This window comes from Natronobacterium haloterrestre (genome assembly GCF_900112205.1).
Taxonomy (GTDB): Archaea; Halobacteriota; Halobacteria; order Halobacteriales; family Natrialbaceae; genus Natronobacterium; species Natronobacterium haloterrestre.
Map to the genome: position 1 here is coordinate 156,293 of NZ_FOKW01000004.1, position 13,046 is coordinate 169,338.

Annotated in this window: 14 protein-coding genes; 6 read left to right on the top strand and 8 right to left on the bottom strand. The window is 68.7% G+C overall.

What is annotated here, in order from left to right; genetic code table 11:
- Positions 1-43: 43 nt before the first annotated feature.
- A complete protein-coding gene (locus BM113_RS09700; protein WP_089787500.1) occupies positions 44-316 on the bottom strand; it encodes an MTH865 family protein in 273 nt (90 codons plus the stop codon).
- Positions 317-452: 136 nt separating this feature from the next.
- Between BM113_RS09700 and BM113_RS09705 the strand changes: the two genes are divergently transcribed.
- Both BM113_RS09705 and BM113_RS09710 read left to right on the top strand, forming a co-directional pair.
- Positions 453-1,664, top strand: a complete 1,212-nt coding sequence (locus BM113_RS09705; protein WP_089787502.1) for a thiolase family protein — start codon at positions 453-455, stop codon at positions 1,662-1,664.
- A gap of 197 nt (positions 1,665-1,861) precedes the next feature.
- On the top strand, positions 1,862-2,359 hold the full coding sequence (locus BM113_RS09710) for a DUF8162 family protein (protein WP_089787504.1): 498 nt from the start codon (positions 1,862-1,864) through the stop codon (positions 2,357-2,359).
- 129 nt (positions 2,360-2,488) lie between these two features.
- On the opposite strand, the gene BM113_RS09715 is transcribed toward BM113_RS09710, so the two are convergent.
- Positions 2,489-4,948, bottom strand: coding sequence for a heavy metal translocating P-type ATPase (locus BM113_RS09715; protein ID WP_089787506.1), 2,460 nt, complete (start codon positions 4,946-4,948; stop codon positions 2,489-2,491).
- 105 nt (positions 4,949-5,053) lie between these two features.
- The gene (locus tag BM113_RS09720; protein ID WP_089787508.1) at positions 5,054-5,959 is read right to left on the bottom strand and encodes a cytochrome c oxidase subunit 3; all 906 of its coding nucleotides are present in this window, start codon (positions 5,957-5,959) and stop codon (positions 5,054-5,056) included.
- A gap of 115 nt (positions 5,960-6,074) precedes the next feature.
- Here BM113_RS09720 and BM113_RS09725 point away from each other — a divergent pair, with 115 nt between their 5' ends.
- Positions 6,075-6,497, top strand: a complete 423-nt coding sequence (locus tag BM113_RS09725; RefSeq protein ID WP_089787510.1) for a DUF7541 family protein — start codon at positions 6,075-6,077, stop codon at positions 6,495-6,497.
- 269 nt (positions 6,498-6,766) lie between these two features.
- A complete protein-coding gene (locus BM113_RS09730; protein ID WP_089787512.1) occupies positions 6,767-7,309 on the top strand; it encodes a DUF6789 family protein in 543 nt (180 codons plus the stop codon).
- 19 nt (positions 7,310-7,328) lie between these two features.
- Here the strand turns inward: BM113_RS09730 and BM113_RS09735 are convergent, their stop codons facing one another.
- The 3 genes from BM113_RS09735 to coxB form a co-directional block, all read right to left on the bottom strand.
- The gene (locus BM113_RS09735; RefSeq protein WP_089787514.1) at positions 7,329-9,155 is read right to left on the bottom strand and encodes a cbb3-type cytochrome c oxidase subunit I; all 1,827 of its coding nucleotides are present in this window, start codon (positions 9,153-9,155) and stop codon (positions 7,329-7,331) included.
- 128 nt (positions 9,156-9,283) lie between these two features.
- Positions 9,284-9,700 carry a DUF6789 family protein gene (locus tag BM113_RS09740; RefSeq protein ID WP_089787516.1) on the bottom strand — a complete coding sequence of 139 codons (417 nt, stop codon included), beginning with the start codon at positions 9,698-9,700 and terminating at the stop codon, positions 9,284-9,286.
- Positions 9,697-10,536, bottom strand: a complete 840-nt coding sequence (gene coxB, locus BM113_RS09745) for a cytochrome c oxidase subunit II (protein WP_089787518.1) — start codon at positions 10,534-10,536, stop codon at positions 9,697-9,699. Before coxB ends, BM113_RS09740 begins: the two co-directional genes overlap by 4 nt.
- A gap of 138 nt (positions 10,537-10,674) precedes the next feature.
- Here coxB and BM113_RS09750 point away from each other — a divergent pair, with 138 nt between their 5' ends.
- Positions 10,675-10,908: a DUF6684 family protein gene (locus BM113_RS09750; protein ID WP_007142595.1), complete on the top strand. Its 234-nt coding sequence runs from the start codon at positions 10,675-10,677 to the stop codon at positions 10,906-10,908.
- A 106-nt stretch (positions 10,909-11,014) separates the two neighbouring features.
- The gene (locus BM113_RS22860; protein ID WP_281244011.1) at positions 11,015-11,146 is read left to right on the top strand and encodes a hypothetical protein; all 132 of its coding nucleotides are present in this window, start codon (positions 11,015-11,017) and stop codon (positions 11,144-11,146) included.
- Between the two features lie 622 nt (positions 11,147-11,768).
- Here the strand turns inward: BM113_RS22860 and BM113_RS09760 are convergent.
- Together BM113_RS09760 and BM113_RS09765 are read right to left on the bottom strand one after the other, a co-directional pair.
- Positions 11,769-12,269: a hypothetical protein gene (locus BM113_RS09760; protein ID WP_089787522.1), complete on the bottom strand. Its 501-nt coding sequence runs from the start codon at positions 12,267-12,269 to the stop codon at positions 11,769-11,771.
- 5 nt (positions 12,270-12,274) lie between these two features.
- On the bottom strand, positions 12,275-13,042 hold the full coding sequence (locus tag BM113_RS09765; RefSeq protein WP_089787524.1) for a methyltransferase domain-containing protein: 768 nt from the start codon (positions 13,040-13,042) through the stop codon (positions 12,275-12,277).
- Positions 13,043-13,046 lie beyond the last annotated feature (4 nt).

The following is a 13,046-nucleotide window of genomic DNA, read 5'->3' on the forward strand; positions in this document are numbered from 1 at the left end:
GAATATTGATCGGTGACGATCGGTCAGTACGGGGGTCGCCCCATCACTCCGGCAGTTCGCCGGCGTCCTGCAGTCCGTCGATGATGTCGTCCGCCAGTGCCTCAGGGCTCTCGTAGGGGAACCGTTCTTTCGGATCCACGTCGGCCGTACTGTGGATCTGCATCATCGACATCGAGAACTCGCCCGACTCGAAGGTCGTCGCGGGCCCGTTCGGGAGGGCGGGCAACAGGTCCATCGGCGTCGATACCGGATAGTCGGCCCCGTCGAACGCGTCGACGAGTTGTTCGCGGATGTCGGAGACGTCGGGTTCGGTCATCGCCGGACGTTCGGCCGGCGGTCGGATAATTGTTCGGTGACGGTCGGGGTGGCTCCGCTCGAGCGGTTTCGTGGGGTCGGACCCGAGCGCCGACCGCCCCGGAACCCCTATATCGGCACGGCGACAGCTATCGAGTATGCACGACGCGGTCATCGTGGACGCGGTTCGAACCCCCTTCGGCGACCGGAACGGATCCTTTCGCGACACCCACCCGCAGGATCTGGCGGCGAAACCGCTCGAGGCCCTCGAGGAGCGCAACGGCTTCGACCCGGAGACGATCGAGGACGTGATCTACGGCTGCGTGACGCCGGTCGACGAGCAGGGGCTGAACGTCGGTCGCATCGCGCCGATGGTCGCCGGCTGGGGCGAGGGCGTCCCCGGGGTCCAGCTCAACCGGATGTGCGGCTCGGGCCAGCAGGCGGTCAACTTCGCCGCGACGAACGTGATGGCCGGCCAGCACGACGTCCTCGTCGCCGGCGGCGTCGAACACATGACCCGGGTACCGCTGGGATCGGACGGCGTCGACGGCCTCGCCGGGGACGACGCCGTCACGGACACCTACTTCGAGCACTTCGACGAACTGACGACGCAGGGCGAAGGGGCCGAACGGATCGCCGAGGAGTACGACCTCTCCCGGCGCGACGTCGACGAACTCGCCCTCGACTCCCAGCGGCGGTGGGCCGAAGCCTGGGAGGACGGACGGTACGACGACCAGATCGTTCCCGTCGAGACCGAACTCGAGGTGGAAAACGGCGAGGACGGTCGAACGGGGAGTGAACCGACCCGCGAGACGGTCGTCGTCGAGAGGGACGAACACCCGCGGCCCGACACCGACCTCGAGACGCTCGGCGACCTCCCGGTGTCCTTCCGCGAGGAAGGCGAGGGCGTCCATCACCCCGGCAACGCCTCGGGGATCGTCGACGGCTCCGCGGCGCTGCTGATCGCGAGCGAGGCGGCCGCCGCCGAACACGGCTGGGAGCCGATGGCCCGGATCGTCGACACCGCGGTCGTCGGCGTCGACCCCACCACCATGCTCACCGGGCCGATTCCGGCCACCGAGGAGGTCCTCGAGAAGAGCGGACTCACGGTCGGCGATATCGATCTCTTCGAGGTCAACGAGGCCTTCGCCTCGGTCGTCGCGGCCTGGCTCGAGGAGACCGGCGCCCCCTGGGAGCGGACCAACGTCAACGGCGGTGCGATCGCCCACGGCCACCCGCTGGGCGCGACCGGGGCGGCGTTGCTGGGGAAACTGGCACACGAACTCGAGCGGACGGGGGGCGAGATCGGCCTCTCGACGATGTGCATCGGGTTCGGGCAGGGGATCGCGACGGTGATCGAGCGGGTGTGAGGATCGGACGAACGCGCGGGATCGGTCCGCTGGTGGCCGCCCAGTCGTCTTCGACTCGAGGTTCCTGGCCGTACTTCCTGCCCCCGGACCGACTCGACCGGGCCCTCCGCTCGAGTCGGCGGCGGTCCCGCCGCTGAATCGCCGATCCGGTCGACGGACCGGAAGATAGTTGTCACTGAAGTGACTTTCGTGTCGTAGTGAACGACGCGCTCCTCCTTTCGGGAACGGCGGTCGAGAACGCGGTCGGGTGGCTGCTTCTCGCCGCGTCCCTGCTGGTTCCCGGCGCGATAGCGGCCCTGCTGTGGACGCCGTTTTTGTTCTCGAGTCGGATCCGGACCCTGTTCGTCCGGCTGCCACCGTCCGATTCGCTGGCGCCGAGTTACGCTGTCGTCGGCGTCGCCGCGTCGCTGCCGTTCGTCCTCGGGCCGTTCGTCGCCGTGACGAGGGCCGGGCCCGACGCCCTCTGGGGGCCGCCGATACTCGGCGTGACCGCCGTGCTGTTCGTCGGCTACGCCGCGGGGACGCCCCTCGTCGGCGCGCTGGCGCTGCCACGGCTGGGGATCGACTGGGACCCACACGGCTACGACGCGTCCACGTGGGCGCTCCTCGGTGCGGGCGGGATCTGGTACGCGGCGCTGTTTACCGTCCCGCTCGCAGTCCTGGGGCTCGTGCTCTCGCTTCCCGGCGGATACTGACCGGCCGGCGCCGCGTCGATCCGATCACCGGTGGCCCCGACGCCCCGGCTTCCCGAGCGTGCAGTTCGTCCCCGCGATACCGCCGGTTTCCATCACGAAGAACACTGACGACGTTCGAATCGGCCGCCGTTACCGGGCCGAGATCCCGGGCTCGGGTCCGGACTCCGTCGCGGACTCCGGCTCCGATCTTCGGAGCCAATCCGGCCCGAAACCGCCCGCGCTCCGGAACGAGTTGGCGACCACGACGAGGCTGCTCGCCCCCATCATCAGCGCGGCGACGAGCGGGTTGATCGCGCCGACCATCGCCAGCGGAATCGCGAGGAGGTTGTAACAGACGGCCCAGCCGAGGTTCGTTCGAATCCGGCGACGTGTCGATCGCGACACCTCGAACACCGTCGGGATCGCCCCGAGGTCGTCGCCCCGCACGACGACGTCGGCCGCGTCCATCGCGACGTCCGTGCCCTCCTCGAGCGCGATGCCCAGGTCGGCCCGCGCGAGCGCCGGCGCGTCGTTCGTGCCGTCCCCGATCATCGTCGTCGTGCCGTCCTCCCGCAGCCCCCTGACGACGGCCTCCTTCGAGGCGGGCCGCACGCCGGCGAACACGTCGTCGACGTGCGGGTGGTCCCGGAGCCACCCCGTTGCGCGCTCGTCGTCGCCGGTGAGGACGACGATCCGGCGACCGTCGGCCGCCAGCGCGGCCACGACGTCCGCCCAGTTCTCCCGCGGCCGGTCGCGGACCGCGACGACGCCGCGGACGACGCCGCCCCAGCCGACGACGGTCGGGCGACAGCCGTCCCCGCGTGCGGACTCGATCGCCTCCCGGAAGCGGTCCGGGAGGGTCCACGCCCGGTCCGAGCGGAACGCCGCCGGATGTCCCACGGTCACGCGTCGCCCGTCGATGGTCGCCGAGACGGCCCGCGGGTCCCGTTCGAACCCGTCGACCGCCCGCTCCGTCGCCGGCGCCGCCTCGACGATCGCGTCCGCGATCGGGTGGTTCGACCGCGACTCGACGGCCGCCGCTCGCTCGAGGACCGCCTCCGGATCGTCGGCGACGACGCGTTCGACCGTCATCTCGCCGGTCGTGAGCGTTCCCGTCTTGTCGAAGACGACGATCTCGGAGTCCGTGATCCGCTCGAGCGCGTTCGCCGAGAGCACGGCGGCTCCCGCCTCGGCCGCGCGGCCGCTCCCGGCGGCCAGCGCGAGCGGCGTGGCGATCCCGAGCGAACACGGACAGGAGACCACGAGGACGGAGAGGCCGATCAACAGCGCGGTTTCCGCCGACGCTCCGGCGGCGAGCCAGAGGGCGGCGGCGACGCCCGCCAGCACGATCACCAGCGGGACGAACGCCAGGGCGAACGCGTTGACGAGCCGCTGGGGGCCGACCTCGGTGCTCTGGACCTCCCAGAGCAGTTCGACGAGCCGATCCAGCGTGCTCGAGTCGTCGACGGCGACGGTGAGCGTTCCGTCCGAGAGGACGGCCCCGCCGACGACCGCGTCGCCGCTCGCGACCGACCTGGGGATCGACTCGCCGGTCACGAACGACTCGTCGACCGTCGCCGTCCCGTCGACGACCGTCCCGTCGAAGGGGATCCGGTCACCGGGATTGACGACCACCCGGTCGCCGGGGTCGCAGGCCTCCCGCGGAACCTCCTCGAGCGAACCGTTCCCCGAAACCCGTCGGACCGTCGTCTCGCGGGCCGCGGCGAGGTCGGCGTGGGCGTCGACCGCCCGGCGTTTGACCGCCGTCTCGAGGCGGTTGCCGACGGTGACGACGACCAGCACCATCACCGCGACGTCGAAGTAGACGTGCCGGGAGCCGACCGCGAAGGCCGCGAGCGAGTAGGCGTACGCCGCGAGTACGGCGATCGAGACGAGGACGTCGACGTTCGGCCGGCGAACGGCCAGGCTGACGTAGCCGCTCCTGAAGATCGGATACCCAAGTCCCAGGAGGACGAGCGTGCTCCAGAGGGCGAGCGGCACGAACACCATCGTCCGGATCGTCGAGCCGTGGAGAAACGACGCCGGGTACAGCCCCAGGTACGTCGGGTAGATGAAAAGCAGGTACGGCGCCATGACGGGCATCGCGAGGAGGAGGGCGAACGCCGTCCGGTACTTCCCGAGGTCGAAGCCGCTTCCCTCCCGTTCCCGGTCGTCCCCGGGATCGTGAGCGCGGTAGCCGAACCCATCGAGCGCCGCCGGCAGTTCCTCGCGGTCGATCGTCTCCGGATCGTACCGGAGCCGGATCATCTCGGTGGCGTAGCTCGCCCGCGCCTCACGAATCCCCGCCGTTCCGAGGGCGACCGCCTCGAGGAACCGCTCGCAGGTGGTACAGTGCATCCCCTCGAGGGCGAGGAAGGCAGTCTCCAGCGTCTCGTCCCCGTCGCCGGTCTCGAACGCGTCGGCGTCGCTCGCGTCGGCCGGGAGGATGGATCCCTCGCCGTCGACCTCGTCCGGCGACGGGGCGTCGTCGGCGCCGTCCCGGATCCGGTGGACCTCGAGGCAGCCGCGACAGCAGAACGCTCCCTCGAGACCGTCCTCGCGGACGGGGCGGTCGCCGACGGGGAGTCCACAGAGGGTACACGCCGTCATGAGGGGTGACGTGCCGGCCTACCACGCGGGGGGTATAGAAACTCCGGCCGGCGACGGTCGCCCGCGGTCGCACGGGCGCCCGAACGGGGTAACCGGGGCGACACGCTACGCGACCGACCCGACGTACAGCGTCGCGACCAGGATCACCCACACGAGGTCGACGAAGTGCCAGTACATCGACACCGTCGAGACGGCCGTGTGCCGCTCCGCGGAGAACTGGCCCGCGAGGGCCCGGACGAAGACGATCGAGAGCAACGCCACACCCAGGCCGACGTGGAGCCCGTGCAGCCCCGTCAGGGCGAAGAAGGCGCTCCCGAAGACGTCGGTGACGCCCGTCCCCTCGACGACCAGGAGTTCGTAGTACTCGAGCAGCTGCCCCCCGACGAAGACGAGCCCGAGCAGCACCGTCAGCCCGAGCAGGGCGAGAAACCGCCGCCTGTGGCCGTCGCGGATTCCCTCGTGTGCCACGTGTAACGTCACGCTGCTGGCGATCAGAACGGCGGTGTTGACGAGCACGAGCGACGAGAGCAGCGGCGGGAGTTCGCCAGGTGGCCACGAACCCGTCCGAACGAAGAAGTAGTAGACGAAGCCGGCGCTGAAGGTCATGACGTCGGTGGCCAGAAAGAGGACCATTCCCCAGTGCAGGTCGACCGCGTCGCCGACCGCCGGCTCGGCCCGCTCCCGGTAGGAGCGAACGAACCCGTGGTAGGTCCATCCGTACAGGCCGGCGAGGAAGACCGCGGTGCCGCCGACGAGTACGACCGGCGGCAGTCGCCGTCCGACGAGCGGGTCCTCGCCGCGGGCGAGGAGGACGAGCGCGACGCCGAAGTAGAGGCCGGCGATCCCGACGGCGGTGACGACGGGCCACCAGCTCGCCTCGCCGAACCCTCGCGGCCAGTCGTCGGGCGCCGGCGGGTCGTGGCCACCGTCGCCGTCGTGTCCGTCGCCGTGTCCGTGTTCTCGGCCCCTCTGTGCGTTCGGTTCGCCCTCGGCGTCGACGGCGGACCCCATACCGCCGAATACGGGAACCGTTCGCAAAAACGTCCGGCCGGCGAATCGAGCGCAGAGGCCGTGCGAGCGGTCGGCCGGGGGTAGCTTCATACCGCTTCGCGTGGTCGGCCGGAGCATGGAACGCGACCGGGACCGCGAGACCGAGCAGCGCTCGAGCGCGTGGCCGCTAATCGCGGCGATCGGGATCGTGGCGACCGAGGCCGGCGTCCTGTTCGGGCTGGTGGTGATCGCGGTCGTCGGCGTTCTCGCCGTCGGGGCGAGCGTCGCGGGCCTGCTCCACGAAACCGGGTACGCGGCGGATCCGTGGCGGCCGCTGCGGCTCGTCGGGGTGGTCGTCGCCGGCGTCAGCGCGGCGGTCTGGATCGCCGTCGCACCCGCGGTAACGCCGGCGGCACTCGTCGACGCCGCCGCGACCGACGGGGTCGCCGTCCGGGCGGCCGTCGTCCTCGCCGCGGCGGCGCTGTTGATCGTCGCCGGCGTCACCGGACCCGCGGTCTCGAGTCGCCGCGGGGGGTCACACGGCGACCTCGAGCACTGAGTGCGGCCCGCCACACCGGCTTAGAGCAACGCGACGACGAACGCGGTCGCGAAGACGCCGAGCGCGACGCCGGCCAGCAGTAGTCCGAGCGTTTCCTTCCGGGGCATGCCGATACCGGCGCTCCAACGCGGCGACGTAAAACGATGCCGTCGTCGCCGTTCCCGCCGTCGCCGTCGTTCGCGTTCGGAGTAGCGAACTCGAGGCTCCCGTTCGGCAGGCCACGGACTGCCCGACAGTTATTACCCGCAACGTGGTACGTCCGGAAAACGATGAGCGGAGCCGACGAGCCGGGTCCGGACGCGTCCGCGGAGCAGGCCGAGGCGGTCTCGGGTGCGCCGGTCGACCGGGACGAGCTGGGCGCGGAGCTCGACATCACCCTCCGCGTCGTGCTCTCTGCGTTCGTCGGCGGCGCCGTCGGCCTGGTCGCGATGGTCCCGATCCTCTTCGTTCCGCCCTTCTTCTTCGACCTCTTTCGGGCGGAGACGCTCGTCGACGTCGCCGAACTCGGCCGTGTGCTCGGCCTCGAGCCGAACCTCCTGCTCGGGGTTCTCGTGTTCGTCGCCGGCGGGACCGTCGCCCTGCCGCTGCTGTTCGTCGTCGCCGGCGCGTTCCTGCCGCCGCGACAGCCCCGGGCCGCCCGCGGGATCACCTTCGCGACGATCATGTGGACCGGCTTCGTCCTCGCCTTCTGGCCCGGCGAGTACGCCGGCGTGCTGTTCCTCGGACTGTCGCTTGCGGCCCACTGGGTCTACGGCTACGTGCTCGGACGGGTGATGCAACGGCTCGCGTACGTCCCCCAACACTCCGTGTAGCGCGGGTCGAGGGGCGTTTTCAGTCGGACCCGGAATCGGAGTCAGAGTCGGAGTCGGAATCGGTATCCTCCCCCGCTCGAGTCCGTTCCGGGCTCGACTCGGGCCGCGTCGAACCGTCGCGGCGCTCCTCGAGTCGCTCCTCGAACCACTGCCACTCGCGGGTGAACTGGCCGGTCTCTTTCAGGTTCCAGACGTCGGCGTCGCGGACGACCGGACCGACGCGGGCCGACTGGACCATGTTCACCAGCCAGAGCACCACGCTCACGCCGAGGACGAGGGCGCCGAGCGAGGCGATCTGGTTGAGGGTGATGAACTCCGCGGGATAGACGCCGTACCGGCGGGGCATCCCCTCGTAGCCGAGCACCAGCAGCGGCAGGAACGTGACGAAGCTCCCGACGACGAGCAGCAGGGACTGTACCCTCGCGAGCCGCTGGTTGTACATCCGGCCGGTGATCAGGGGGAACCAGTAGTAGCTCGCCGCGATCATCGCAAGCGGGATGACGCCGACGACGATGAGGTGGAAGTGGCCCACGACGTAGTGGGTGTCGTGCAGCACCAGGTCGACCGGCACGGCCGCGAGGAAGACGCCCGTGATCCCCCCGACGACGAACGTACTCAGGCCGCCGATGATACAGATCAGCGGGGCGTCGAGTCGGAGCCGCCCGTTCCACATCGTGGCGATCCAGTTGAACTCCTTGATGGCGCTCGGGATCGCGATCGCCAGCGAGACGGCCATGAAGCTCGCGCGTAGCCGCGGGTCCATCCCCGTCGCGAACATGTGGTGGGCCCAGACGCCGAACGACATGACCCCGATCGCGATCGTCGAGTAGACGATAAACCGGAAGCCGAAGAGCCGTCGGCCGCAGAACTTCGGGAGGATGAGGCTGATCAGCCCGAACGCCGGCAACACCAGGATGTACACTTCGGGGTGACCGAAGAACCAGAACAGGTGCTGCCAGAGCATCGGCCCGCCGCCCTCGATCGCGAAGAACGTCGTCCCGAAGTTCCGATCGAGCAGGAGCATGATCAGCGTGCTGCCGAGCAGCGGGAAGGCAAGCAGGATCAGCCCGCTCGTGACGAGGATGTTCCACGAGAAGATGTCCAGCCTGTCCCAGCCGAGGTCGTCCGGCCGCTCCGTGAGGACGGTGACGATGAAGTTGATCGCCGCCATGGTGGTGGCGACGCCGCTCAGGTGCAACCCGAGCAACGCGACGCTGATCTGGGGGTTCGCCATCTCGACCGACAAGGGCGTGTACATCGTCCACCCCATCCCGACCGGCTCGAGGGCCTCGAGCGCGGAGACGTCGAGCGGAAGCACGCCGAGGACCATCCCCATAACGTCCGTGATCAGCCCGCCCCGAACCAGCAGAAGCGACGGGGGGAGCAGCCAGAACGCGATCGCGTTGATCCGCGGGAACGCGAGGTCGTCGGCCCCGAGCAACAGCGGCAACACGTAGTTCGCGATGCCGGTGAACACCGGCGTCACGAAGAAAAACAGCATCGTGAACCCGTGGGTCGTGAACACCGCGTTGTACGTCTCGACGTTCCAGATCGCGGTCTCGGGTACCAGCAGTTCGGTCCGGATCATCATCGCGTCCGTCGCGCCCCACAGCGCGGCGGCCGTCCCGAACAGGATGTACAACAGCCCGATGTCCTTGTGGTCGACGGTTGTGAACCATCGCAGGAGGCCGGCCGGTTTCTCCGTTCCCGTCAATCCGACCGTTACCGACGCGGTTCCGCCGTCGGCGAACGATCGCGCCGGTCGACCGCTGCGGAGGCGATAGTACGCGAGGAGCGCGGCCGCTATGACCGCGGCGACGACGACTCCGGGGATCGTCTCGAGCATCGTGAATCGTAGGACGGCGGTGCCGACCGGCGGATCTGGACCGGGACCGGGACCGGGACCGCCCGGTTGGAACCGACTTCAACGAACGGCTGGTAAAGGTTTGTGTCGACACACGGCAAGGTCGTCGATCACGCGGGCCGGAACAGTCGGCCGTACACCGCGCCGAGGGTGAAGCCGTACGCCCAGTGTGCGAACAGCGTGTACGCTCCGAAGAAGACCAGCAGCGGTCCGCCGATGTCGCCCCGCCCCGTGATCACGAACGGGAGCCAGAGGATCGAGGCGAACACGACCCCTCGGGCGGCGGGATCGGGTCCGCGCGGGAGGTACGGTTCGAGCGCGAGAAACAGGAGCGGCCAGGCGACCGTGCCGGCGACGGCGAACAGCGCGAACCCGACGGCCGGGTCGTCGGGGGTCCCGATGAACCGGGCGATCACGTAGAAGACCTTCAGGGCCGATCGGGTTTCGACCTCGAGCAACAAAAGCAGCAGCGACATCACCGCGGTCCCGGCGACGCCGCCGGCGATCGCGCTCGAGAACCGCTTCATGGACCGCCTCCGACACGGTCGGTCGATTCGTTGTCGGACCCGTCGTCCGCCCCGTTGCCCGACTCGTCGTCCGATCCGGAGTCCGCGTCTCCGTCCGCTCGTTCCGTCAGCCACGATTCGTACCCGTCCTCGTCGACCACCCGGACCGTCGACAGCATCTCGGGATGGCCCTCCCCGCACAGTTCGGCACAGTACAGGCGGTACTCCCCGGTCTCCGTCGGTTCCGTACGGATGAGGTGTGTCTCGCCCGGTACGGCGTCCTGTTTCAGGCCCAGCCCGGGCACGTGGACGGAGTGGATCACGTCCTCCGAGGTGACGTACAGGTACACAGGCCGGTTCGCGGGGAGCACCAGTTCGTCGTCGGTCGTCACGTCCTCGTCGAGGTACTCGAAGGTGTATTCCCACTGCTCGGTCGTGACGTTCACTTCGACGGCCCCCTCGGGCGCGCCGCCCGGTTCCTGGCCGCCGTGGGGGCCGTTGGGCAGCGTCGATACCGCCGGGTGGGCCAGCGCGTGGAACGACGCCGTGCCGACGAACAGCAACACGATCGCGGTCGCGATCGTCCAGGTGATCTCGAGTTGTCGGTTCTCACGGGTCGGTCGGGGCTCCGCGTCGCCGTTCCCGTCGCTGCGGAACCGCCAGACGGTATAGAGGAGGATGACCTCGACGAGGACCGCGATCGGCACTGCGAGATAGAGCAGTTGCCGGTTGAGCCGCCGGATGAGCTGATTCGTAACCGACCCCGATCCCGAACCGGCGACGGCGACGATCGGGACCGCCGCGAGCGCGACGCCGAACAGCACGGCCGCGACGGCGGCCCGGTGGGTTCGTCTCATCCACGGGGTGGCCTACATCAACTCCCGTCATAAGCGTTTGTCCGGGAACAGCCGGTTCCGCTCGGCTCCGTACTGCCCGCGGTTCGCCCCCGGCGATCCGGGGTACGGTTTATTCCGCTCGCAGACGAACGCTGGAGTATGCTCGAGTGGCTCTCTCGAGAAACGGTCGTCGACATCTCGATCAACGCGGTCCCGGTGCTCATCCTCGCTTACTTCGCGGTACTCTTCGAGGTCGCATCGCCCTGGGAGTTCGATCCGCTGGCGGTGGTCCTCACCCACACGCTGACGCTGTTCCCGCTGCTCGTCCTCGTGTGTGCCACGTACCTCGTCGCCAGAGTGATCGAACGGGACGCGACCCGGTCGTCGGGGTGACCGAGCGCGGGTCGGCGTCGGATCGACGGGGTGCACACGGCGCGCCCGTTCCCGACGACGATTGCCGGTCGGGAGTTTAAGCGGTCGGCGCTCGTATACGTAACCGATGGCGCACCGGTTCCCGTCCGTCTACACGCCCCAGGGAGCGTTCGCGTACATGATGGCCGTCCTCCTGCTCGCGCTGGTGGCTGGACTCGTCTACCTCGCAGCGTTTACCGGCGCGAGCGTCCCGTTCTAGTCGGCGTCGGAACCGCCCCTCGAGGCGATCGGTTTCCGTTCGAACCCCAAACTTCGTGAGGCCGGTATTCACACCGAAGACACCGCGATGGAGGGGTTCGACGTCCGGGGGATTGCTACGACTACGACTGCGGTTCGTCCGACCTGCGGGGCGAATACGTCGGCGGCCGGTTCCCATCGACGGCCGCGAGTGCGACGACGGAGTTGTGAACGTCGGGGCGTCGCCGAGCGCCGCCCGCGAACGGGGGCCGTCGGAATTCGTCGACGCCTACGAAGTGTGAGCCAGGACTCGAGTCGGACAGGCCGAAGACGGAGGTTGTCCGTTCTCTGACACACTCCCGCGGCTAAAACCGTGGGCTTCCGCGCTGTCCCGCTGTGACCGACGACTCAGCGTCGAGAACGGCGTTCGGCTCCCCGTCGACCGTCCCATCGTCTGTGGAGTCCCGAAGAGACGACTCCGAGTGCCCGGACGGTCCAGAACGCGGTGACACCGAGAGCACCGATGAGCAACAGAGACACGAGGACCCGAAACAGGTACTCCGTGAAGGTCACCTCCGCGCCGTGGCTCGTATGCAGTACGACGAACGCTACTGAGCTAGCGAGCGAAAACATGATCGGGGAAATCAGCCGGCGTTTCGAACCCCTGGATACGACAACGCAACCCCGACGACGAACACGACCGTCGCGAGGTAGATCGGTCCGAGATGCGTCACCCAGTCGTGGGCGAACGCGTCTCCCGTCCAGTGCATCGGTAACGCGAGCGCCAGGCCGACGACGGCGGCGACGATCGCCGTCGCCCATGCCCAGGTGAGCCGCTGGCGCACGCCGTACCACGAGAGGCTCGCAACGGCGATACCCGTCGAGATGATGAACGCGGCGGTGGCGACGTGGAGGTGACTGATGTAGTACGCCACCGTCGGGTCGAGGTCGGCCGACGTCATCCCGCCTAACGTACCGACGCCGATTTCGAAGCCGCTCCCGACGAAATTCATTACGAGGAACACGACACCGTAGCCGACGAACCCGATCCCCGCGAGGGTCATCAGCAGGGACCCGTTCCGGAGCCGTGACTCGTACTGTACTCGCTCTTGCTGTTCGTCCGCAGTCGGTTGGTTTGTCGCCATAGTGATCACGTGGTTGCTCCGAGCGAGATGCTCTTGACGCCGTACTTCTCGCACGCGTTGGCCGCCCGCTCCGAGACGAATTCGTACTGCGTGTTCTCCCGGACCTCCGTCACCGAGAAGCCGACTGCCTCGATGGCCGTCGTATACCGGTCGATCTGCTGGGCCCCACCGATGCAGGCCGCCCAGAGGTCTTCGTCGTTCTTGATGCTCTCGGGCATCTCCTCCTCGCTGATGATATCGGAGATAGCCAGCCGACCGCCGGGGGCGAGCACTCGGGAGGCTTCCTCGAACACCCTCGGCTTGTCCGGCGAGAGGTTGATCACCCCGTTCGAGATGACCACGTCGAAGGTCCCATCGTCGAAGGGAACGTCCTCGATGTACCCGTGCTCGAACGAGACGTGCTCCAGCCCCGCGGCGTCGCGCAACGTCCTGGCTTTCTCGAGTTGCTTGTCCGTCATTTCCAGCCCGATCACGCGACCATTCTCTCCGGCGTGGAGGGCCGCGACGAACGCGTCCATCCCCGATCCGCTGCCGAGGTCGAGTACGTCGTCTCCCTCCTCGATATCGGCCAGGTCGAAATGGTATCCGACGCCGGCGAACGATTCCGTCGCCGCCACGGGAACGTGATCGAGGTGCTCCGGCCGATAGCCGAGACGCTCCGCCAGTTCGCGGCCCATCTCGAAGTGATACTCCTCGTCCGGCTCCGCCGCGACGTCCTGATAGACCGACTTGACAGCCCGTTCCAGTTTGTCGACGTCGAGTGAGTTTGCCATGTGT